Origin of the sequence: Sphaerisporangium corydalis (genome assembly GCF_025506355.1) — a bacterium.
GTDB lineage: Bacteria > Actinomycetota > Actinomycetes > Streptosporangiales > Streptosporangiaceae > Sphaerisporangium > Sphaerisporangium corydalis.
Genome location: NZ_JANZYP010000053.1, coordinates 1 through 21,477, shown reverse-complemented (window position 1 = coordinate 21,477; position 21,477 = coordinate 1). Strand labels below are relative to the sequence as shown.

The following is a 21,477-nucleotide window of genomic DNA, read 5'->3' as shown; positions in this document are numbered from 1 at the left end:
CCGTCGCGTTAGGGGCGGCCGGCGGGTCAGGGGCGGTCGGCGCGTTCGGTGAGGTCGGTCACGGCGGCGACGATCTCCGGCCAGAGCGGGCGCGGCAGGTCGTGGGCCATCCCGGGGAAGGTCAGGAGCTTCGCGCCGGGGATGGCGTCCGCCGTGGCGACGCCGCCGGCGAGCTGGACCAGCGGGTCGGCCTCGCCGTGGATCACCAGCGTGGGCACCGACAGCCCGCCCAGCGCGGCGGTGCGGTCGCCCGACGCGAGGATGGCGGCGAGCTGGCGGCCGAACCCGGCGGGGTCGTAGGCGCGGTCGAAGCTCAGGCCGGCGACCCTGGCGATGCGCTCCTCGTCGAGCGGGTACCCGGGCGAGCCGATGACCTTCCACACCTCCACGGAGCGGCGGACGACCGCGTCCCGGTCGGGGGCCGAGCCGGTGAGCAGCGCCCCCATCGCCGCCTCGGTCGGCGGCCCCACCTCGCGGCCGGGTGTGGACATGATGGACGTGAGGCTGCGGGTCCTGCCGGGGTGCCCGATGGCGAACGACTGGGCGATCATCCCGCCCATGGACGCGCCGAGCACGTGCGCGCTGTCCCAGCCGAGCGCGTCCATCAGGCCGGCCGCGTCGTCGGCCATGTCCGCCAGCAGGTACGGAGGCGTGATGGCGCCGCCGCCGAGCGCCGCGCCGAGGTCGGGCACGCCCGCCGCGTGCAGGTGCGTCGACAGGCCGACGTCCCTGTTGTCGAAGCGGACGACGTGGTGGCCCTGGGCGGCGAGCAGCTCGCAGAACTCCTCGTCCCAGTGGATCATCTGGGAGCCCAGCCCCATGATCAGAAGTAGCGGGCGCCCGTCCGGGGACCCGAAGGAGTCGTACACGATCTCGATGCCGTTCGCCGTCGCGCGGTTCATGAGAACAGAATTCCATTCTGTTTCGGGTGCCGACAACCCCCTCACCGTCCAGAACCGGCACCCGGCCCGCAAGCTCCCGGTCAAGCCCGCGAGCGCGCCTTCCAGGAGACGGCCGGCGCGCTCCGGTGCGGGAGACGGCAGGCAGCGCTCCCGGTTGATCGGGCCGGGCCCGAGTGCTCCCTGTTCATCGGGCCGGGCGCGAGTGCTCCCGGTTCAGGAGACGGCCGCCTCGACGGCCTCGGCCACCGGGGTGGTGCCCTCGACCAGTTCCAGGGTGTGGCCGGCCGAGTCGGGGGTGCCGAGGAGGGCGACGATCACGGCGGCCACGTCGTCACGGGTCACCTTCCCGCGAGGCAGCGAGGGCGCCGCCAGGGTGACGAGACCGGTGCCCGGGTCGTCGGTGAGCCCGCCGGGCCGCAGCACCGTCCATTCGAGGTCACGCGCCCGCAGGTCGTCCTCGGCGTCGGTCTTCGCCTTGATGTACGCGGCCCAGACGTCGTCGGTGCCGGCGCGGGGCGCCTGGCCCGCGCCCATGCTGGAGATCTGCACGAAGCGCCGCACCCCGGCCCGCTCGGCCGCCTCGGCCAGCAGCACCGACCCCGCGCGGTCGACGGCGTCCTTCCTGGCGGCGCCGCTGCCCGGCCCCGCCCCGGCCGCGAACACCACCGCGCCCGCGCCCCGCAGCGCCGTCGCCACCTCCTCCACCCCGGCGGTCTCCAGGTCGCACAGGACCGCGCGCGCCCCGGCCGCCTGGACGTCCGCCTCGTGGCCGGGATCGCGGACCAGCGCGACCGGCTCGTCCCCCTGCCCGGCGAGCAGCCGCTCCAGCCGAAGTGCGATCTTGCCGTGTCCGCCCGCGATGACGACGCGCATGTGAGCCTCCCCCATTGATCCTTCCCGCCATCCTCGCGCACCCGGTGCCACGCGGGGATCCGGGCACGACATCTTGACCAGCTGTGGCCAGGCGACGGCTCAGCACGCCGAGCGGACGGCCGGGAGCACTTCGGCGCCGAGCCGGGCGATGGCGCGGCGGGTGAGCGCCGGGTCGCCCGCGCCCTCGACCAGGAGGATGAGGTGCCGGATCCCGGTCCGCTCGATGGTGGCGAGCATCGTGTCCGCGCAGTGGCCGGGCGACCCCACGGGGTGCAGGCGGCAGAGAAGGTCCGCGTACTCGCCGGCGTCCCTCGGCACGTGCGCGCGCCCGTCCACCGGCCGGTGCCCCGCCAGTCCGGGCCCGAGCCACCTCGGGAGCGACGCCCTCAGCACCGCGACCGCCTCGGCCGTCGTGTCGGCGACGTACGCGACGCCCGCCGCGACGTGCGCCGCCCCCGCAGGGTCGTGACCGTGCGCGAGCGCCGCCTCGGCGTGCGCGGCCACCAGGGCGGCCTTGTCCTGGTCGCCGACGTGCAGGCCGAGCAGGAGGGGGAGCCCGCGCGCCCCGGCCGTCCGCGCGGTGCCCGGGGAGGTGGCGGCGACCGTCGGGCGCATCGGCCGGCCCGGCCGCGGCACCAACTCCACCTCCCTGAACCGGAAGGTGTCCCCGTCCGCCGCCACCCGCCCCTGGCCGAGCGCGGCGACCAGCAGGTCGAGGCCCTCCTCGAAGCCGTTCTCGAACCGGTCGAGGCCGGTGCCGAACACCTCCAGGTCGACCCACGGCCCGCCCCGCCCGACGCCGAGCCGGAACCGGCCGCCCGACACCTGGTCGAGCAGGGCCGCCTGCTCCGCCAGCGCGACGGGATGCTGCGAGGACAGCACGCTCACCGCCGTGCCGACCCCGACGCGCTCGGTGCGGCCGAGCACGTACGCGGCGAGCGTCGTGGCCGAGGGGCACAGGCCGTACGTCATGAAGTGGTGCTCGGCGATCCACACGTCGTCGAACCCGGCACGCTCGGCCGCGACCGCCGCGTCCACCGCGGCGGTCAGCGTCTCGCCCTGCCCGTACCCCGGGAATCCCGCCACCGGCAGGAACACCCCGAACCGCACCCGCTCCCCCACCGGCCCAACTCTGCCACCCCGCCCTGTCCCGGACGAGCCCACACACCGGCCCATCCCGGACCGTGGCGCGGCGGTGCACCGAACCCGGCGGATAAAGATTCCCGAGGGACCGATGAGTCCCCCGCGGCACCCGCGTTAGACGGGTCGTAAGTACGCCGGACAACAAGGAGCGCAGTGATGACCGAGGTACACACCGGGGCGAGCATGTCGTTGGACGGTTTCATCGCCGGCCCGGGCGAGACGGGGTTCGAGCACCTGTTCAAGTGGTACGGCAGCGGCGACGTCGAAGTGCCGACCGCGCACCCCGAGCAGACGTTCCGCATGTCGGCTGACAGCGCGGAGCACATCCGCGCCCTCATAGACCGCACCGGGGCGCTGATCGTCGGCCGGCGCCTCTTCGACATGACCAACGCCTGGGGCGGCGAGCACCCGATGGGGCTGCCGGTGGTCGTGGTCACCCACGAGATCCCGGACGGGTGGCCGCGCGAGGGCTCGCCTTTCACGTTCGTGACCGACGGCATCGAGAGCGCCGTCGAGCGGGCCAAGGCCCTCGCGGGTGACAAGGTGGTCGGGGCGAACGGCGGGACCATCGCCCGCCAGTGCCTGGACGCGGGCCTGCTCAACGAGATCTGGGTCGACCTGGTCCCCGTCCTGCTCGGCGGCGGCACGCCCTTCTTCGAGCAGATCAAGAACGCGCCGGCCGTGCTGGAGGGGCCGCTGTCGGTCGTCCAGGGCATCGACGTCACCCACCTGCGCTTCCGCGTCCGCCGCCCCTGAACGGGCCCGTCGGAAGGCGGACCGGCCGGGTCCTGACGGGCAGTGCCCGGATTCTGACGGGCGGTGCCCGGGTCCTCACGGGCCCGTCAGGACGCGGAGTGGCCGGGTCAGGAAGGGCGGGGGCCCTCTTCTCCGGTGGCGGACCCGCTGCCCACCCCGGTGTAGTGCTCCGGGGTGGAGGTGCCGTACGGGCGGCCGGACGGGCCCTCGGTGCCGTGCTTCCTGCGGCCCTCCTCCTCCGACCGCCGCGCGATCTTCTCCGCGCGTGCGCTGGTGCTGGTGCCGACGCCCAGGGGTGACCTGGCCCCGTGGTCGGTCGGCGACACGCCGTGCATCTCGACCTCGGTGACCATGCGCGGGGGCCGCCGGTCCCCGTGCGGCGGGCTGTCGAACGCCCGGTCGCCGGACGTGGCGACCTCCTGGTGGACCTGGGCGCGCAGCTCGGCCAGGCTCAGCCGGCGTCCCTGGTCTCCGGACCGTCGTGAACCGCCCATGTCGGCACCCCCATCGGGCGCCGGCTTGGCCTCCGGCGCCTTCGAGCGAGACTTTCTCCCCATCAGGTTCGTACCCGCTTTCTCCCCCCGATGGGGTCAGTCTCCGGCTTTTTCCCCGCAAGGGGTCGGTCTCCGGCGCGTGTCAGCAGATCCGGGGCAATGGGTCGCCCACGAGGACGTCCACGATCCGGGTGCCGCCGAAGGCGGTCCGCAGCAGGACCAGCCCCGGCGGGTCCTCGCCGACCCGCCCGATCACGGCGGCGCCGGCCCCGAGCGGGTGCCCGCGCAGGGCCTCCATCGCCGCGCCGGCGGACCGCCCGCCCACCACGGCGACCATCCGCCCCTCGCAGGCGACGTACAGCGGGTCGATGCCGAGCAGCTCGCACGCCCCCCGTACGGCGGGCCGTACGGGGATCGCGTCCTCGTCCAGGATCATCGCGGTCCCGGACGCCTCGGCCATCTCGTTGAGCACCGTCGCGACCCCGCCGCGGGTGGCGTCCCGCAGGCAGCGCACCTGCCCGGCGTCGCAGGCGTCCAGCAGCGCGGCGGTCAGGCCGTTGAGCGGCGCGGTGTCGGAGACGAGGTCGGCCTCGATGTCCAGCTCCCCCCGGGCGAGCATGACGGTGACGCCGTGCTCGCCGATCGGCCCGGACACGATCACCGCGTCGCCCGGCTCGCACGCCGAGGCGCTGAGCCGGACCTCCGGGGCGACCGTCCCGACGCCGGCGGTGGTGATGTAGCAGCCGTCGGCCTTGCCGCGCTGCACCACTTTGGTGTCGCCGGTGACGATGTCCACGCCCGCCGCCCGCGCCGCCGCCGCCATGGTCGCGGTGATCCGGCGCAGGTCGGCGATCGGGAAGCCCTCTTCGAGGATGAACGCGGCCGACAGGTACGACGGGCGCGCCCCGCACATCGCCAGGTCGTTGACGGTGCCGTTGACGGCCAGGTCGCCGATGTCGCCCCCGGGGAAGAACAGCGGTGTCACCACGTAGGAGTCGGTGGTGAACGCGAGGCCACCGGCGACCGCGCCGTCGGCCAGGGGCTCCAGCAGCGGGTTGCGGAAGGCCTCCAGGAACACCGCCTCGATCAGGGTGCGCGTCGCCTTGCCCCCGGCGCCGTGCGCGAGGGTGACCAGTTCCTCGCGCACCCGCGCCTTGCGGCGGCGCGCCCGCTCGATGCGCTCCAGCACCTGTTCCTCGGTGGTCACGCCGCCCCCTTGACCCGGTCGCCCGGGAACCGGCCGGAGCCGTCGTCCTCGATGGTCACGTCCGCGTCGCCTCCTTGACCCGGTCCCGGGAGAAACGGCCGAAGTTGTAGTACGCCGCGCAGGCGCCCTCCGAGGACACCATGCAGGTGCCGATCGGCGTCTCCGGCGTGCAGGCGGTGCCGAAGACCTTGCACTCCCATGGCTTGAGCACCCCTTTGAGCACCTCGCCGCACTGGCACGCCTGCGGGTCGGCCACCCGCCCGCCGGGGATCTGGAAGATCCGTTCCGCGTCGAAGGCGGCGTACGCCTCGCGGACGCGCAGCGCCGAGTCGGAGATGAACCCGAGCCCGCGCCACTCGAAGTGCGGGCGCGGCTCCATCACCTCGTTGATCACCGCGAGCGCCTTGGGGTTGCCGTCCCACGGGACCACCCGGGCGTACTGGTTCTCCACCGCGACCCGCCCCTCGGCGAGCTGGACGAGGTTCTGGTACACCGACTGCAGCACGTCGAGCGGCTCGAACCCGGCGACCACCAGCGGCTTGCCGTAGTCGCGGGCGATGAACGCGTAGGGGCGGCAGCCGATGACCGTGGACACGTGCCCCGGCCCGATGAAACCGTCGAGCCGCAGGTCGGGCGAGTCCAGGATCGCCTTGATGGCCGGGATGATCGTCACGTGGTTGCAGAAGACCGAGAAGTTGGCGATGCCCTCGGACTTCGCGCGCAGGACGGTCATGGCCGTGGACGGGGCCGTGGTCTCGAAGCCGATGGCCAGGAAAACGACCTTCTTGTCCGGGTTCTCCCGGGCGATCTTCAGGGCGTCCAGCGGCGAGTAGACCATGCGGATGTCGGCGCCCCGGGCCATGGCGTCCAGGAACGTCCCCCGCCCGCCGGGGACGCGCATCATGTCGCCGAACGACGTCATGATCACGCCGGGCCGCTCGGCGATGCTGATGGCGTCGTCCACCCGCCCCATCGGGATGACGCAGACGGGGCAGCCCGGCCCGTGCACGAGCGTCACCGCCGGGGGCAGGTGGTCCTCCAGCCCGTGCTTGTAGATGGTGTGGGTGTGTCCCCCGCAGACCTCCATGAACTTGTACGTACGCCCGGGCTCGCACAGCGCGGCGATGCGGGCGGCCAGCGCCCGTGCCTTGTCGGCGTCACGGTACTCGTCGACGAACCGCATCGGTGCTCACCCCTGTTCGATCATTGACTCGCGGAGGGCGGCGATCTCGTCCTCGTAGGCCTGGCCGATGCTTTCGAGGAAGTCGAGCGCCGACTTGGCCTCGGCCTCGTCGATCTTCGACAGGGCGAAGCCGACGTGGATCAGGATCCAGTCGCCGGGCGCGAGGTCCTCGCCCTCCAGCAGGCCGATGTTGATGGCGCGGCGCACGCCGCTGACGTCGACTTTCGCGAGATCAGGGCGATCCGACAGGATCTCCACTATCTCCCCGGGAATCCCCAGGCACATGGGTCGCCTCCGCGAGCTGGATGGATTCGAGGACGAGGTCGTCGCCGCCCTCGGTGTCGACGTCGGTGGACCCGCAGGCCGGGCAGACCGCGTAGGGGTCCACCGACGTGGCCGCGTTCCCGCACTCCCGGCACGTGAGCCGGACGGGGAGCGTCACCAGGTCCAGGCGCGAGCCCTCGGCCACCGTTCCCTCGGCGACCATGGCCCACGCGTCGTTGATCGAGGGCTCTGCGACGCGCAGCAGCGCCCCCACCTGCACCCGGGCCCGGCGTATCCGCCTGCCGTCCGCCCGGTCCTCGACGGCGGCGAGGATCGACTCCGCGATCCCGTACTCATGCACGACCACCCCACCTCATCTCTCTGGTCGTCGTTGTGCGGCTCTTCACTGGTCGGCACGCGCGGCGCGGGGCCCCGGTCACATCTGCCTGATCTGCATGTAGCGCCTGAGGTCGGGGATGGACTGGTAGACAAGGACGCCCGCCGCCACCAGGACCGCGAGCGCCACCACCCGTTTGGTCATGCTTGTTCCTCCTCGTGTCCCGCGACGGCGGACGCCATCGCGATCTGTTCCGGGATCAGTTCCAGGACCAGGTCCGCGGCCCGGCCGACGGCCTCGGCGACCGGCGGGCTCAGCTCCATGCCGGGCGAGACGTCCGCGGGCTCGCATCCCACGAGCAGGACCTGGCCGGTCCCGCCCAGGGTGTCGGCCAGCGCCAGCACCGCGTCCGGGGTCATGTCGTGGGCGTCCACGAAGGTGCCGGGGGTCTCGCCCGGGGAGGGCCGCAGGACGTACAGCGTGCCGGGCGGGCCGCCGCGCGACACGGTGTCGACCAGGATCGCGCAGTCGTGGCCGCCGCCGGTGAGCTCGTAGGCCAGGTGGACGCCGCGGATGCCGAAGTCGGTCGCCACGACGCCCTCGGGGAGCTTCCGGCCGGCCAGCAGCCTGGCCACGGCGACGCCGAAGCCGTCGTCGCCGAGGAAGATGTTGCCCACCCCCGCCACCAGGATCCTCACGCCTCCGCCTCCTCTCCGCCGGCCGTCCGCGCCCCTTCGGCGCCGCCCGCCGCCCGCCCCTCGTCCTCGATTTCGATCGGTAGCCCCTCGGCGTCGATCGGACGCACCTCGTCGGGGGCGAAGTACAGGAAGCGGCCGTGGGAGCGGTGCAGGTCGGCGCCGAGGTCGTCGTCCAGGGTGACGGCCAGGTAGGTGCCCCCGTCGACGTCCCGCAGCACCGCCTCCACCTGCGCGCTCCTGCCCGCGAGGAACATGTCGTGCGCGTCGGCGCGCCTGCTGCCGGGGACCAGCCGGACCCGGCAGCCCTTGGCGATCTCGACCCCGGCCACGGTCACGCTGTCGGTGTCCGGCGAGGTCGCGACGTCGGCCGAGGGATCCCACCACGGCGTGGGCGCAGGCGGCGTCGCGGGCTCGCCGAGGTGGCGGATGGCGCCGTGCAGCCGCTCGACCAGTTCGGGGGGCAGGTCGCCGGCCCTTCGGATGATCTCCGCGGCCCGGGGGTCGGTCGCCCGCGCCTCCGCCTTCTCCCCCTCGGTGAGGGTGATCGTCCGCAGGTGGAGCATCTCGTCGATCTCGGTGGAGTCGAACAGGTCGCCCGGGCTCTCCGGGGCGATGTCGGGGTGGTCGTACAGGATGATCGGCGAGGAGAGCACCACGTCGCGGTGCCCCGGCGCGCCGACGAGCACGGGCCAGGTGTTCTGGTTGCGGCAGCAGTCGGTGGCGGCGCGCGCCCACTCGGGAGGGTCGGTCAGGGAGAGGAACGCGCCGGAGGTCACCCCGATGAGCAGGTGCGCGGCGACGAGCGAGTGCCGCAGCGCCTGCTCGCGCGGCACGTCGGGCCGCACAGGGCCGGTGACGTTCTCCAGCCTGATCCTGAGCTTCAGCAGGCCGTACGGCCCCGGCAGTCGCTCGGCCATCACCCGCAGCACCGCCCGCAGCGGCTGGTGCTCGGTCACCACGCGCCCCCGCGTGTCGCCGGACGCCGTGCGGATCGGCTCCTCGGCCCGGTCGCCGGGGACGCGCACCACGACCGTCCGCTCGGTGCCGAGCAGGTGCGGCATGGGCAGGACGGTGTCCACCTCGCGCTCGGTGGCCTCGTCGAAGGTCAGGTGGACGATGTCGCCGCACTCCAGCCGGTGGACCGGCCGGAAGCCGCCGGCCCGCACGGCGCGCTCGACCCGGCGCTCCTTGACGTGCAGGAACCGCAGGCGCAGGCGGACCAGGGCGTTGGCCGACCGTTCGAGCAGGCACTCGGTCACGCTGGCCGAGGGCTCGGCGGTGGCGGTGAACTCGGGCGGCACCAGCACGCCGAACTGCCAGCGCACGCGGTTCTTGGGCGCCGAGGCGCGGTAGGGGTACAGCAGGTAGCCCTCGTACAGCACCGCGTCCGCCACCTTGCGTGCGGTGTCCATCGGCATGCTCATCCCCGTGCCTCCTTGAGCAGCACTTCCACGACCTCGTCCCACGTCGCCAGCGAGCGTTCGGACTTGAAGCGCTGCAGCGCCCTCAGGGTGTCGCGGTGCAGCCGCAGCCAGCCGCTCCCCGGGAAGTAGCGGTCGATCATCTCCCGCCACACCGACACCGGCATCGCGTGGCGCGCCTCGCAGTGCCAGGGCACCTGCCGCACGGTGAAGCCCTCGCCGTCCTTGGCGAAGACGGTGCCGCTGAACAGCAGGAGCATCGGGACCTCGCCCTCGTCCAGCGAGGCGAAGTACTTGCCGGCGGCGACGTCCAGGTCGTAACTGCACGGCACCGGAAGGTCGATGTCGGTGGCACCGGTGAACCTCGGGACCAGGAGGGAGACGTTGGCGAACTGCAGGGGTTTGACCGTGTCGCCCCACCGGGCGGGGGTCCCGAACAGGTCCGCGAGCAGCTCCGCCTCGCCGGGGGCGTACGTGCGGGCCTGCGGCTCGATGCGGATCTGGCACCGGAGCGCGATGGCGTGCACCGCGTCCCCGTCCGGCTCGGTGATGGACAGCCGGAACAGCAGGGTGGGGGACGCCGCGTACGGGTCCACGCGCACGTCACGGCACTCGAACCGGATGTCACCCACGGCCGTCCCCCCGCTCGGCGCGGCGGCGGAGCCGCTCGAAGAAGCCGTCGATGGCGTCCCACGCCTCCTGCCCGCCGTGGAACCCCTTCCAGTGCAGCCGCACGACGCCGACCAGCTCGTAGCAGGCGTCGATCGGGACGAGATGACAGGTGAAGCCCTCGGACCCTCGGTCGACGAGACAGGCCTCGACGTCCGGCAGCGCCCGCGCCAGCTCGGGGTTCGCGGTGAGGACGCGGTCCCAGGCCGACAGGTCGAGGAGCGACTCGGTGGCGCCGCCGGGGCTGGGGTAGAAGGCCACGTACCGGTCGAGCGCGGAGTTGCGGAAGAAGAACGCCGTGCGCACCGGGATCTGGAGCTCCTCCCAGTCGGCGGGCGTCAGCCGGAAGGAGGGGACGGCCAGGTAGCGTTCGGGCACCGCGCGGTAGCGCCCGCGGGCGACCGTCCCGCCCCGGGACAGCAGCAGGGCGCAGGCGCGGCACACGCAGAGCAGCGCGCGGCTCTCGATGTTCACCGCGTGGCCGTGCCGGTCGTCGAGGGTCTCCGCGCACATCTCGCACCCGGGCACGCCGGGGTGGCGGGGCTCCCGGAACCGCCGCAGCCCGGCTGCGGGACCGGCGGCCGGCGTCCCGGTACCGGGTCCCGCCGCCGAGGCCGTCGAGGGCGTCGAGGCCGTCGCCGGATCGCGGGCCGGCGCTGCGGGGGCCGTCACGGGGCCGCCTCCTCGGGGACCGGGCACGGGCCCGGCGGGCGCGTCCGGATCTGCAGCAGCGGCGAGGACGCCTCCGCGACACCGTCGACCTGGACCAGCGTCACCTCGGGGGCGGCCTGCCGCACCGCGCGCTCGATGGACCCCGTCACGGTCGCCAGCGAGGACGCGCACCCGTCGCAGCTCCCCTGGAGGCGCAGCCGTACCACCCCGTCGTGCACGCCGAGCAGCTCCACCCCGCCCTCGTGCAGCCCGAGGAACGGCCGCACGCCGTCCAGCGCGGCGCTGACCCGCTCCTCGGTGCTGAGCGGGTGCAGGTCGTGCAGGACGAGCAGGCCGGACACGGCCTCGTCGCCGGTGAGGTCCCTGAGCACCTCACCGGCCTCGTTCTCGACGACGATCCGCATGATGCGCTCCAGCCCGGCGCCGTACAGGTCGACCAGGCCGCGGACCAGTTCCTCGGCCTTGGCCCGCGCGGCGGGGTCGGCGAGCGCGCCCAGCTCCTCGATCAGCGTCTCGACGCGGTCCCCTGCGGCGCGGATGTCGGCGGCGCCTCGGACCGGGCGCCCGGGGGCGCCCGGCGGCTCACGCCGTGTTGAAGGCATGGGGACTGTGCAACTTGCGTAGTTCCTTGCCGTTGCCGAGGTACATGTGCACGCCACACGGCAGGCAGGGGTCGAAACTGCGCACGGCGCGCATGATGTCGATGCCCTTGAACGTCTCCGGCGGGTTCTCCTCGAAGATCGGCGTGTTCTGCACGGCGTCCTCGTACGGGCCGGGCGTGCCGTGGGTGTCGCGGACGCTGGCGTTCCACGGCGTCGGCGGGTACGGGTGGTAGTTGGCGATCTTGCCGTTCTTGATCACCATGTGGTGGGACAGCACCCCGCGCACCGCCTCGGTGAAACCGACGCTGACCGCCTCCTCGGGGACCTCGAACGGCTCCCAGGTCTGGGTGCGCCCCGCCCGCACCTCCTCCAGGCCCCGCTCGGCGAAGTACAGCGCGCAGGCGGCGGCGTACGCCTGGAAGTAGGTGCGCGCCCTGTTGCGCTCCAGCGCGTTGGACAGCAGCTCCCCGTTGCGCTCGGGGATCTTCCACTCGAACGTCTTCTCCGGCTTGGTGGCGCTCTTCGGGAGCGTGATGAGCACGCTGTGGCCGGTGGCCCTGACGTACCCGATGTCCACCTTGCCGGACAGGGCCGTGGACCAGAGGCGGGCGATCGGCCCGCCGCCGGTGTCCAGCGCGAGCAGGTCCTTGCCGTCGAACCAGCGCGGCGACATCACCCAGCTGTACTTGTCGTTGAAGTCGCGCTTCTGCGGGCGCGGGATGGTGTGCTGGTTCCACGGGTGCCGCATGTCCACCGGGTTGCCCAGCGGGTCGTGCGTGACGAAGGGCTCCTGGTCGTGCCAGTCCTCGTAGTACGAGCTGCCCAGCAGGATGCGGATGCCGAGGTTGATGTCCACCAGGTCGTCGGTGACCAGCCGCCCGTCCACCACGATCCCCGGCGTCACGTACATCTTGCGACCCCAGTCGCTCATGTTCTCGTAGGTGAAGTCGCAGTGCGCGGGGTCGTTGAGGCTGCCCCAGCAGCCCAGCAGCACGCGCCGGCGCCCGACGTTCTCGTAGCCGGGCAGCGCGTCGTAGAAGAAGTCGAACAGGTCGTCGTGCATCGGCACGACCTTCTTCATGAACTCCACGTACCGCATGAGCCGGGTCAGGTAGTCGGTGAACAGCTGCACCGACGCCACCGTGCCGACCCCGCCCGGGTACAGCGTGGAGGGGTGGACGTGCCTGCCCTCCATCAGGCAGAACATCTCGCGCGTGACCCGGCTCATCATCAGGGCCTCGCGGTAGAACTCCCCCTCGAGCGGGTTGAGGGAGCGCATGATGTCGGCGATGGTGCGGTAGCCGTGCTCACCGGCGTGCGGGCATTCGGTGCGCTCGGCCAGCTGCAGCACGCCCGGGTTGGTCTCGCGGACCATCTTCTCGCAGTAGTCCACCCCCACCAGGTTCTCCTGGTAGAGGTTGTGGTCGAACATGTACTCGGCCGACTCGCCCAGGTTGATGATCCACTCGGCGAGCGCCGGCGGCCGCACCCCGTAGGCCATGTTCTGCGCGTAGACCGAGCAGGTGGCGTGGTTGTCGCCGCAGATCCCGCAGATCCGGCTGGTGATGAAGTGCGCGTCGCGCGGGTCCTTGCCCTTCATGAAGATGCTGTAGCCCCGGAAGATCGACGAGGTGCTGTAACACTCCGCGACCTCCTTCTTGGCGAAGTCGATCTTCGCGTAGATGCCCAGGCTGCCGACGATCCGGGTGATCGGATCCCAGGCCATCTCGACCAGGTCGGGGTTCTGCTCACGTGCGGTCGTCATGTCAGCTCCGTCGTCATGTCAGCTCCAGGGCGCCTTGTAGCCGGTGAGCAGAGCGCGGCCCCTGGACCGCCACTTCGGCTCCTTGTCGACCGTGTTGATGGTGATGTTCCGCAGCCGGCGGACCACGCCGCCGTAGATCGTGCTGGCCGTCGCCGACACGTGGGCCCCCGGCGGCTCGTCCATGAACGGCATGAACTTGTCCGGGAAGCCGGGCATCGTGCAGGCGATGCAGATGCCGCCGACGTTCGGGCAGCCGCCGATGCCGTTCATCCAGCCGCGCTTCGGCACGTTGCACTTCACGACCGGGCCCCAGCACCCGATCTTGACCAGGCACTTCGGCGAGCCGTACTCGACCGCGAACTGACCCTGCTCGTAGTACCCGGCCCGGTCACAGCCCTCGTGCACGGTCTGGCCGAACAGCCAGGTCGGGCGCAGCGCCTCGTCCAGCGGGATCATCGGAGCCTGCCCGGCGAGCTGGTACAGCAGGTAGAGCAGCGTCTCGGACATGTTGTCCGGCTGGATCGGGCAGCCCGGCACGTTGACGATGGGCAGCCCGGCCTTGGACCGCCACTCCCAGCCCAGGTAGTCGGCCACGCCCATGGCGCCGGTCGGGTTCCCCGCCATGGCGTGGATCCCGCCGTACGTGGCGCAGGTGCCGGCGGCGACGATGGCGGTCGCCTGGGGCGCCAGCCGGTCCAGCCACTCGCTGAGGGTCATGGGCTGGCCGGTCTCGGGGTTGTTGCCGAACCCCGACCAGTAGCCCTCCTGCTTGATCGACTCGTTCGGCACCGAACCCTCGACGACCAGGACGAACGGGTCGAGCATTCCGCGCGCCGCCATGAAGTACCAGTCGATCATGGCGTCGGCGCCCTGCATCGGGCCGCTGTTGAAGTCGATCAGCGGCCAGTGGACGTCGATCTTGGGCAGTCCGGGGAGCGTGCCGAGCACCAGATCCTCGATGCTCGGCTGCATCGCCGCGGTGAGCGCGACGGAGTCACCGTCACAGCTCAGCCCGGCGTTGAGCCAGAGTATGTGGACGACGGGCTCCTCCTGCCCCTGTCCCCCGCTCTTCGCTGACTGCGTCGTCGCGGTCATGCCGCCTCCCCACTCCTCGTCGGTGTCGATGAACGCCCGGACGCCCGCGTGTCAGCCGGCGTGCCGCCCGCGTAAGCCGGGGACGGTCCCGAGCACGTGCTGGGTGGCCTCCCAGAGCACGTGGTAGATCGTCGTCTGGGCCTCCTGGATGCGGTGCACCGACGACGACGGGACGACGAACAGGTAGTCGAGGACGTCGAGCTCCGCCAGCTCGGCGAGCCGTCCGCCCTGGTAGCCGGCCAGGCCGATGGTCAGCAGGCCGCGGCCCCACGCCTCCTCGAACGCCTGGACGAGGTTGGCCGAGCCGCCGCTGGTCGACAGGCCGAGGGCGATGTCGCCGGGCCTGGCCAGCGCCGAGACCTGCCGGGCGAAGACGACGTCGAAGCCGACGTCGTTGGACAGGGCGGTCACCAGCGCGGCGTCGGAGGTCAGGGACAGGGCGGGCAGCGGGCGGCCGCGCGAGGGGTGCAGGAAGGCGGTGGCCACCTCCTGGGCGTCGGTGCTGCTCCCGCCGTTCCCGAAGGTGAACAGCCGTCCCCCCGAGGCGAACCTGGCCGCCATCGCCTCCGCGCACTCGGCGATCCGGTCGGTGTACAGCTCGGCGACCCGCGCGCGGAGCCGGACGATCTCCTCGGCCTTGACCTCGGTGGACCGGTTGACGTGGCCCGCGTGCGCGGCGTCCCGCGTGGCGGCGTCCCGCTCCTCCGCGAGCTCCGGGTGGGCCGCCCGTACGGCGTGGCCGGCGTCGAGGAAGGGGTACAGGCGGTGGATCCCCTCGGAGGCCGGGTCGTCATCCATGTCCGCCGCTCCCCCTGGAGATCACCGCGATCGCCTCCTTGGCGTGCACCAGGACCGTGTCCCCGGCCACCGCGTCGACGAGCGCCACGCTCACCTGCTCGTGGACGCCGCCGATCTCGGCCACCGCGAGCTGGTGGTCCATGAGACGGATGACCAGGGCGGGCAGGGCCTCGTCCGAGCAGGTGAGGCAGACGTCGGCCAGGCAGTCCACTCGATCGGTCATCGCACGGCCTCCCGGCCCGAGTCCTCCGGCTCACCCGACCGGCCGTGCGGGCCCGACGGCGTGGAGAACACCGGCGGGCCGGCCTGGGCGAAGAACACGTGGACCAGTTCCCACAGCACGTGGTAGGCGGTGACGTGGATCTCCTTCACCACCGCCGGGTCGTCGGACCCGGCGACGAGCACGTGGCCGACCGCCGGGCTCCGCGTGATCGCGCCCCCGTCCCCGCCGACCAGGGCCATGGTGAGCAGGCCCAGCTCGTGGGCGGTCTCCAGGCCCTTGAGCACGTTGGCGCACCACCCGTCAGGCGAGACGCCGAGCGCCATGTCCGCCGGGTCCGCCCAGTGGCGCACCTGGTGGGCGAACACCTCGGCGAACCCGTCGCGGGCGCCCACGCCCGAGACCGTGGCGGCGTCGTTGCTCAGCGCCATGGCGGGGAGCGCCCGTTTGCCCATGATGACGGGGTGCATGAACTCGACCGCGACGTGGGAGGCGTCGGTGCCCGCGCCGCCGTTGCCGAAGACGATCAGCTTCCCGCCCCGGTGGAAGCGCGCCGCCATCTCGCGGCACGCCCGCGCCATGCGCTCGGAGTCCCGCGCGAGCCGGTGGCCCGCGGCGTCTCGCCGGGTGAAGGCCTCGCTGACCGCCAGGCGGGTGGTCGATGACACAGGCATGTGTACGCTCCGTTATGTACCGTAGTCGTTAGGCTACGGGGAGTACGCACGGAACCGACACCCTAAGCGGGACAACCCGGAGTAAAGGCTTGATCGTGTGTGATAAGTACTGGTAGGTCCGCCTATGGCGGGCTATCCGGCGCCGGCCGGCCCCAGCCGTCCATCCGGTCGAGCGGCTCGACGGCCCGCGTCTCGTCGATGTGGATCACGGCGTCGAACTGGTCGCGCAGGCGGCTGCGGTAGTAGTGGCTCCGCCGCTCGGTCTGCGGCCGGTAGACCGCCGCGACCATCCGTTCCAGACGCGCCGAACGGAGCACGTCGGCCGACCTCGGCGCGTTCCCGAACGAGGTGAGGAACTCCTTCTCCCCGACCTCGTGGAACAGTTCCTCCACGCTGTCGGACAGGGCGGGCCGCAGCCACTTGCGCTCGGCCGGCCCTCCCCACTGGCCGGCGGCGGTGACCGTGCCGGTGTAGGTGGTGAACCCGATCACCCGGCAGTCGCTCCCGTGCCGCTCCCGGATGATCTGTCCCATGTCGATCTCCCCCCGGCACGCCGCCTCCGTCGCCCGCGCGTCGCCCACGTGCGCGTTGTGCGCCCAGACGACGATCTTGGCGGGCCGGCCGTGGCGGCGGCCGAGGTGCTCCAGGAGGGCGTCGAGCGTGTCGGCCATGTGGAGGTCCCGCCGGTTCCACGAGCAGATCCGCCCGCCGAACATCGAGCGGTAGTACTCGTCGGCCGACCGGATCGTCGCGGCGTTCAGCTCCGCGTAGAACAGCTCGTCCTCGGCCAGCAGCCCCTCCTTGCGCGCCTCCTCCATGGCGTTCCTGCGCAGGGACACCAGGTGGCCGACGACCTCGTCCTCGCACCTGTCGCCCGCACCGCAGGCGGCGCTGATCCCGTTCATCCGGCCGTCGCCGCTGCCCAGGTGGTCGAAGCAGGCGTACCGCTCGCGGGCGCGGGCCGCGGCGGCCGGGTCGACGCCGTCGAGATGGCGGATCACCTCGTACATCGCCCTATGCATCCCGTAGAGGTCGAGCCCGTAGAAACCCGCCTTCTCCGCGTTGCCGCCGAGGGTCAGGTCGTTGTGCTCGCGCAGCCACCGGACGAAGCCCAGGACGACCGTGTTGCGCCACATCCAGACGGGGAACCGCTGGAAGCCGCGCAGCGCCTCCTCGCCGGTGCCGTCCTGGGTGCGCCCCTGGACGTACCGGTTGACCCGGTAGGCGTCGGGCCAGTCGGCCTGCACCGCGACGGCGCCGAAGCCCTTCTCCTCGATGAGGTGCCGGGTCATGACGGCCCGCGCCGCGTAGAACTCGTGCGTGCCGTGGGAGGCCCCGCCGATCAGGACCACGTGGGCGTCGCCCACGAGATCGGACAGCACCTCCGGCGCCGGGACGCCGCCCTCGACCGGCAGGGACTCCGAGCGGATGGCGGCGACCTCGCACGGGGGCCGCCCGCCCGCGCTCGGGGGGACCGACAGCGCCGACGCGCGCAGGAGGTCCCGGACGTCCTCGACGGTGACCTCGATGAAGTCCCAGTACGACGCGTCGGCCGCGAAGAACAGCGGCGGGGTGGTCGCGCAGACGATCTCGTCCGCCTCCACCGCCAGCTCCTCGTAGACGGCCTGGGAGGCGGCGGGCAGGGCGATCACGACGCGCGCGGGGTGTGACCGGCGCAGGGCCTTGACGGCGGCGCGCATGGCGGTCCCGGTGGCGAGCCCGTCGTCGACCAGGATCGCGACCTTGCCCTCCACCGGCTGCTCGGGCAGCCCCTGCCGGTAGCGCTCCTCCCACCGGGCGATCTCGCGGCCCTCCCAGCCGGCGACGTGCTCGATGACCTGCGGCGGGACGGCCAGGCCCCTGATGACGTCGTCGCACAGCGACAGGGCGCCGTCGCCGGCGATCGCGCCCATCGCCAGGTCCTCCTGGCCGGGGACGCCGAGCTTGCGGGTGACGAGCACGTCGAGCGGCGCGCCGAGCGCCCTGGCCACCTCGTACCCCGCCGGGACCCCGCCGCGCGGGACGGCCAGCACCACCAGGTCCCTGCGGCCCCGGTAGCGGTCCAGGAGGCCCGCCAGCGCGCGGCCGGCGTCTCTCCGGTCGTTGAAAAGGCGGTCGGACATGGCGGCCCCCTAACGTCCTCGGAGACGCCCGCCCCGGCGCGCCGGCAGCGCGCCGCCGACGTGGATCCCGGACGGGCTTGGGCCGTTGACTTCGAGCGTACGCCTGCGCCCGGAGGGGCTTCCCGCCAGTGCCCGGAGGGGCGGATACCAAGCGCCAAATCCTGCTAAATCCGGCTTTTATTTATTCACTCTTGGTAAAGACCGAACTGTGGTGAAGTATCTATTCGCGACCGCCCTTTCGGGCGAATCCGTTTATCTGGCGGGACGGCCGCGGGGTGGAAATCCGTAATTGACAGCTCAAGATCAAGATCGCATAATTGCTGGCAGTCAAGCGACCACGAGAACTCCGGAGCGCAGAACAACCCCCCGTTCTGCCCGTCACATACATATCGACCCCCCCGACTACGGCGACAACTCGCGTGACGCGTTACGACCGGCTTTTCGGAGTTTTCTTCACAACTCCCCCGCGTGCCGGTGACACGCCAACGAGCGGCCGGCGCACATTCACGATTCATCGAATCAACCGTTTCCGGCACCAGTTTTCCAGCACATCGAGGCGACGGCGTCACGCTGGGCGCATGATCCGGCACGCACGGCGGGTGCCGGGGTCATCGCGCGTGACCCCCTCGTCTCCCTCCCCATTCAGCACTACAGGGATTGGTGGTGTGGGTTGTGACCGAGACAACCGACGTCAGTACCGGCACACAGAACGGCCAGACCCAGCAAAGCCTCGCCACCGCGGCGGCACGCAACCTGGCCACCACGACCAAGTCACAACCCCAGATGCAAAGCATCACCTCACGGTGGCTGCTCCGCATGCTCCCCTGGGTCCACACCCCCGGCGGCGCCTACCGCGTCAACCGCCGCCTCAGCTACGCCATCGGCGACGGACGCCTCAGCTTCACCAACACCGGCACCGACATCCGCGTCGTCCCCCCAGAACTGCGCGAACTCCCCCAGCTACGCCACTTCGACGACGACACCATCCTGGAAGCCCTCGCCACCCGCTTCACCCAAAACCACCACGAACCCGGCGACACCATCACCGAAACCGGCCAACCCGCCGACCGCCTCATCCTCATCGCCCACGGCAAAGCCAACAAAATCGGCACCGGCGAATACAACGACCACACCATCCTGGGCGTCCTGGCCGACGGCGACTACTACGGCGACCACACCCTCACCACCACCACCCCCACCACCTGGGAACACACCCTCAAAGCCGTCACCCCCACCACCACCCTCACCCTCACCCGCCAAACCTTCCAGCAACTCCTCGACCAAACCCCCACCCTCGCCACCCACCTCCACAACCAGCAAACACACCCCCAACCCCCACAAAACAAACACGGCGAAGCCCTCATCGACATCGCCTCAGGACACACCGGCGAACCCCAGATCACCCACACCTTCGTCGACTACGAAACCACCCCCCGCGAATACGAACTCAGCGTCGCCCAAACCATCCTCCGCATCCACACCCGCGTCGCCGACCTCTACAACCAACCCATGAACCAAACCCACCAACAACTCCGCCTCACCATCGAAGCCCTCCGCGAACGCCAAGAACACGAACTCATCAACAACCCCCAATTCGGCCTCCTCCACAACGCCGACCTCAAACAACGCATCCACACCCGCACCGGCCCCCCCACCCCCGACGACCTCGACGAGCTGCTGGGCAACATCTACAAGGACCCGGCGTTCTTCCTCGCCCATCCCCAGACCATCGCCGCCTTCGGCAGGGAGTGCAGCCGCAGGGGCCTGTATCCGCAGAGCGTCGAGCTCAACGGCCACGCCATCCCCTCCTGGCGCGGCATCCCGCTACTGCCCTGCAACAAGATCCCCGTCACCAAGACCCGCACCAGCTCGATCCTCGTCATGCGCACCGGCGAACAGAACCAAGGCGTCATCGGACTCCACCAAACCGGCATCCCCGACGAATACGAACCCAGCCTCTCGGTCCGATTCATGGGCATCAACGAACAAGCGATCATCTCCTACCTCGTCAGCGCCTACTACTCCGCCGCCGTCCTGGTCCCCGACGCACTCGGCATCCTCGAACACGTCGAAATCGGCCACTGACCACGGCATGACCATGACGACCGCGACGACCGCGACGACCGCGACGACCGCGCAACGCTGAACAGGGATTGGTGGTGTGGGTTGTGACCGAGACAACCGACGTCAGTACCGGCACACAGAACGGCCAGACCCAGCAAAGCCTCGCCACCGCGGCGGCACGCAACCTGGCCACCACGACCAAGTCACAACCCCAGATGCAAAGCATCACCTCACGGTGGCTGCTCCGCATGCTCCCCTGGGTCCACACCCCCGGCGGCGCCTACCGCGTCAACCGCCGCCTCAGCTACGCCATCGGCGACGGACGCCTCAGCTTCACCAACACCGGCACCGACATCCGCGTCGTCCCCCCAGAACTGCGCGAACTCCCCCAGCTACGCCACTTCGACGACGACACCATCCTGGAAGCCCTCGCCACCCGCTTCACCCAAAACCACCACGAACCCGGCGACACCATCACCGAAACCGGCCAACCCGCCGACCGCCTCATCCTCATCGCCCACGGCAAAGCCAACAAAATCGGCACCGGCGAATACAACGACCACACCATCCTGGGCGTCCTGGCCGACGGCGACTACTACGGCGACCACACCCTCACCACCACCACCCCCACCACCTGGGAACACACCCTCAAAGCCGTCACCCCCACCACCACCCTCACCCTCACCCGCCAAACCTTCCAGCAACTCCTCGACCAAACCCCCACCCTCGCCACCCACCTCCACAACCAGCAAACACACCCCCAACCCCCACAAAACAAACACGGCGAAGCCCTCATCGACATCGCCTCAGGACACACCGGCGAACCCCAGATCACCCACACCTTCGTCGACTACGAAACCACCCCCCGCGAATACGAACTCAGCGTCGCCCAAACCATCCTCCGCATCCACACCCGCGTCGCCGACCTCTACAACCAACCCATGAACCAAACCCACCAACAACTCCGCCTCACCATCGAAGCCCTCCGCGAACGCCAAGAACACGAACTCATCAACAACCCCCAATTCGGCCTCCTCCACAACGCCGACCTCAAACAACGCATCCACACCCGCACCGGCCCCCCCACCCCCGACGACCTCGACGAGCTGCTGGGCAACATCTACAAGGACCCGGCGTTCTTCCTCGCCCATCCCCAGACCATCGCCGCCTTCGGCAGGGAGTGCAGCCGCAGGGGCCTGTATCCGCAGAGCGTCGAGCTCAACGGCCACGCCATCCCCTCCTGGCGCGGCATCCCGCTACTGCCCTGCAACAAGATCCCCGTCACCAAGACCCGCACCAGCTCGATCCTCGTCATGCGCACCGGCGAACAGAACCAAGGCGTCATCGGACTCCACCAAACCGGCATCCCCGACGAATACGAACCCAGCCTCTCGGTCCGATTCATGGGCATCAACGAACAAGCGATCATCTCCTACCTCGTCAGCGCCTACTACTCCGCCGCCGTCCTGGTCCCCGACGCACTCGGCATCCTCGAACACGTCGAAATCGGCCACTGA

General features: G+C 71.2%; 23 protein-coding genes. 3 read left to right on the top strand and 20 right to left on the bottom strand.

Annotated features, from left to right (window positions below; translation table 11 throughout):
• Positions 1-26: 26 nt before the first annotated feature.
• From NYZ98_RS29565 to NYZ98_RS29555, 3 genes are all read right to left on the bottom strand, one after another.
• The gene (locus tag NYZ98_RS29565; RefSeq protein WP_262846849.1) at positions 27-902 is read right to left on the bottom strand and encodes an alpha/beta fold hydrolase; all 876 of its coding nucleotides are present in this window, start codon (positions 900-902) and stop codon (positions 27-29) included.
• Between the two features lie 213 nt (positions 903-1,115).
• Positions 1,116-1,775, bottom strand: coding sequence for an NAD(P)H-binding protein (locus NYZ98_RS29560; protein ID WP_262846848.1), 660 nt, complete (start codon positions 1,773-1,775; stop codon positions 1,116-1,118).
• A gap of 99 nt (positions 1,776-1,874) precedes the next feature.
• Positions 1,875-2,897, bottom strand: coding sequence for an LLM class flavin-dependent oxidoreductase (locus tag NYZ98_RS29555; RefSeq protein ID WP_456115258.1), 1,023 nt, complete (start codon positions 2,895-2,897; stop codon positions 1,875-1,877).
• Positions 2,898-3,074: 177 nt separating this feature from the next.
• On the opposite strand from NYZ98_RS29555, the gene NYZ98_RS29550 reads away from it, so the two are divergent.
• A complete protein-coding gene (locus NYZ98_RS29550) occupies positions 3,075-3,674 on the top strand; it encodes a dihydrofolate reductase family protein (protein ID WP_262846847.1) in 600 nt (199 codons plus the stop codon).
• A gap of 107 nt (positions 3,675-3,781) precedes the next feature.
• On the opposite strand, the gene NYZ98_RS29545 is transcribed toward NYZ98_RS29550, so the two are convergent.
• From NYZ98_RS29545 to NYZ98_RS29470, 17 genes are all read right to left on the bottom strand, one after another.
• Positions 3,782-4,168 (bottom strand): hypothetical protein, encoded by a 387-nt coding sequence (locus NYZ98_RS29545; protein ID WP_262846846.1) that lies wholly within the window; start codon positions 4,166-4,168, stop codon positions 3,782-3,784.
• Between the two features lie 142 nt (positions 4,169-4,310).
• Positions 4,311-5,375: a hydrogenase expression/formation protein HypE gene (hypE, locus tag NYZ98_RS29540; RefSeq protein WP_316249615.1), complete on the bottom strand. Its 1,065-nt coding sequence runs from the start codon at positions 5,373-5,375 to the stop codon at positions 4,311-4,313.
• A 55-nt stretch (positions 5,376-5,430) separates the two neighbouring features.
• Complete coding sequence (gene hypD / locus NYZ98_RS29535; RefSeq protein ID WP_262846845.1) at positions 5,431-6,558, bottom strand: hydrogenase formation protein HypD; 1,128 nt, start codon at positions 6,556-6,558, stop codon at positions 5,431-5,433.
• A gap of 6 nt (positions 6,559-6,564) precedes the next feature.
• Positions 6,565-6,816, bottom strand: a complete 252-nt coding sequence (locus tag NYZ98_RS29530) for a HypC/HybG/HupF family hydrogenase formation chaperone (protein ID WP_380706384.1) — start codon at positions 6,814-6,816, stop codon at positions 6,565-6,567.
• Positions 6,791-7,183, bottom strand: a complete 393-nt coding sequence (locus NYZ98_RS29525) for a hydrogenase maturation nickel metallochaperone HypA/HybF (protein ID WP_262846843.1) — start codon at positions 7,181-7,183, stop codon at positions 6,791-6,793. The genes NYZ98_RS29530 and NYZ98_RS29525 overlap by 26 nt, the downstream gene beginning before the upstream one ends.
• A gap of 75 nt (positions 7,184-7,258) precedes the next feature.
• The gene (locus NYZ98_RS41590; protein ID WP_380706385.1) at positions 7,259-7,363 is read right to left on the bottom strand and encodes a DUF6893 family small protein; all 105 of its coding nucleotides are present in this window, start codon (positions 7,361-7,363) and stop codon (positions 7,259-7,261) included.
• Positions 7,360-7,857, bottom strand: a complete 498-nt coding sequence (locus NYZ98_RS29520; RefSeq protein ID WP_262846842.1) for a hydrogenase maturation protease — start codon at positions 7,855-7,857, stop codon at positions 7,360-7,362. The genes NYZ98_RS41590 and NYZ98_RS29520 overlap by 4 nt, the downstream gene beginning before the upstream one ends.
• A complete protein-coding gene (locus tag NYZ98_RS29515) occupies positions 7,854-9,281 on the bottom strand; it encodes a hypothetical protein (RefSeq protein ID WP_262846841.1) in 1,428 nt (475 codons plus the stop codon). The genes NYZ98_RS29520 and NYZ98_RS29515 overlap by 4 nt, the downstream gene beginning before the upstream one ends.
• Positions 9,278-9,910, bottom strand: coding sequence for a DUF6084 family protein (locus NYZ98_RS29510; RefSeq protein ID WP_262846840.1), 633 nt, complete (start codon positions 9,908-9,910; stop codon positions 9,278-9,280). The genes NYZ98_RS29515 and NYZ98_RS29510 overlap by 4 nt, the downstream gene beginning before the upstream one ends.
• A complete protein-coding gene (locus NYZ98_RS29505; RefSeq protein WP_262846839.1) occupies positions 9,903-10,619 on the bottom strand; it encodes a DUF5947 family protein in 717 nt (238 codons plus the stop codon). Before NYZ98_RS29505 ends, NYZ98_RS29510 begins: the two co-directional genes overlap by 8 nt.
• Positions 10,616-11,221, bottom strand: a complete 606-nt coding sequence (locus tag NYZ98_RS29500) for a NifU family protein (protein ID WP_262846838.1) — start codon at positions 11,219-11,221, stop codon at positions 10,616-10,618. The genes NYZ98_RS29505 and NYZ98_RS29500 overlap by 4 nt, the downstream gene beginning before the upstream one ends.
• On the bottom strand, positions 11,202-12,986 hold the full coding sequence (locus NYZ98_RS29495; protein WP_262846837.1) for a nickel-dependent hydrogenase large subunit: 1,785 nt from the start codon (positions 12,984-12,986) through the stop codon (positions 11,202-11,204). The genes NYZ98_RS29500 and NYZ98_RS29495 overlap by 20 nt, the downstream gene beginning before the upstream one ends.
• 18 nt (positions 12,987-13,004) lie before the next feature.
• Entirely contained in the window at positions 13,005-14,081 is a 1,077-nt protein-coding gene (locus NYZ98_RS29490; protein WP_262846836.1) for an NADH-quinone oxidoreductase subunit B family protein, read from the bottom strand.
• Positions 14,082-14,132: 51 nt separating this feature from the next.
• Positions 14,133-14,879, bottom strand: a complete 747-nt coding sequence (locus NYZ98_RS29485) for a D-sedoheptulose-7-phosphate isomerase (protein ID WP_262846835.1) — start codon at positions 14,877-14,879, stop codon at positions 14,133-14,135.
• Entirely contained in the window at positions 14,872-15,102 is a 231-nt protein-coding gene (locus NYZ98_RS29480; RefSeq protein WP_262846834.1) for a HypC/HybG/HupF family hydrogenase formation chaperone, read from the bottom strand. The genes NYZ98_RS29485 and NYZ98_RS29480 overlap by 8 nt, the downstream gene beginning before the upstream one ends.
• The gene (locus NYZ98_RS29475; protein ID WP_262846833.1) at positions 15,099-15,773 is read right to left on the bottom strand and encodes a D-sedoheptulose-7-phosphate isomerase; all 675 of its coding nucleotides are present in this window, start codon (positions 15,771-15,773) and stop codon (positions 15,099-15,101) included. Before NYZ98_RS29475 ends, NYZ98_RS29480 begins: the two co-directional genes overlap by 4 nt.
• A gap of 122 nt (positions 15,774-15,895) precedes the next feature.
• Positions 15,896-17,896 carry an erythromycin esterase family protein gene (locus NYZ98_RS29470; RefSeq protein ID WP_262846832.1) on the bottom strand — a complete coding sequence of 667 codons (2,001 nt, stop codon included), beginning with the start codon at positions 17,894-17,896 and terminating at the stop codon, positions 15,896-15,898.
• Between the two features lie 672 nt (positions 17,897-18,568).
• On the opposite strand from NYZ98_RS29470, the gene NYZ98_RS29465 reads away from it, so the two are divergent.
• Complete coding sequence (locus NYZ98_RS29465; RefSeq protein WP_262846831.1) at positions 18,569-19,981, top strand: family 2B encapsulin nanocompartment shell protein; 1,413 nt, start codon at positions 18,569-18,571, stop codon at positions 19,979-19,981.
• 83 nt (positions 19,982-20,064) lie between these two features.
• On the top strand, positions 20,065-21,477 hold the full coding sequence (locus tag NYZ98_RS29460) for a family 2B encapsulin nanocompartment shell protein (RefSeq protein ID WP_262846831.1): 1,413 nt from the start codon (positions 20,065-20,067) through the stop codon (positions 21,475-21,477).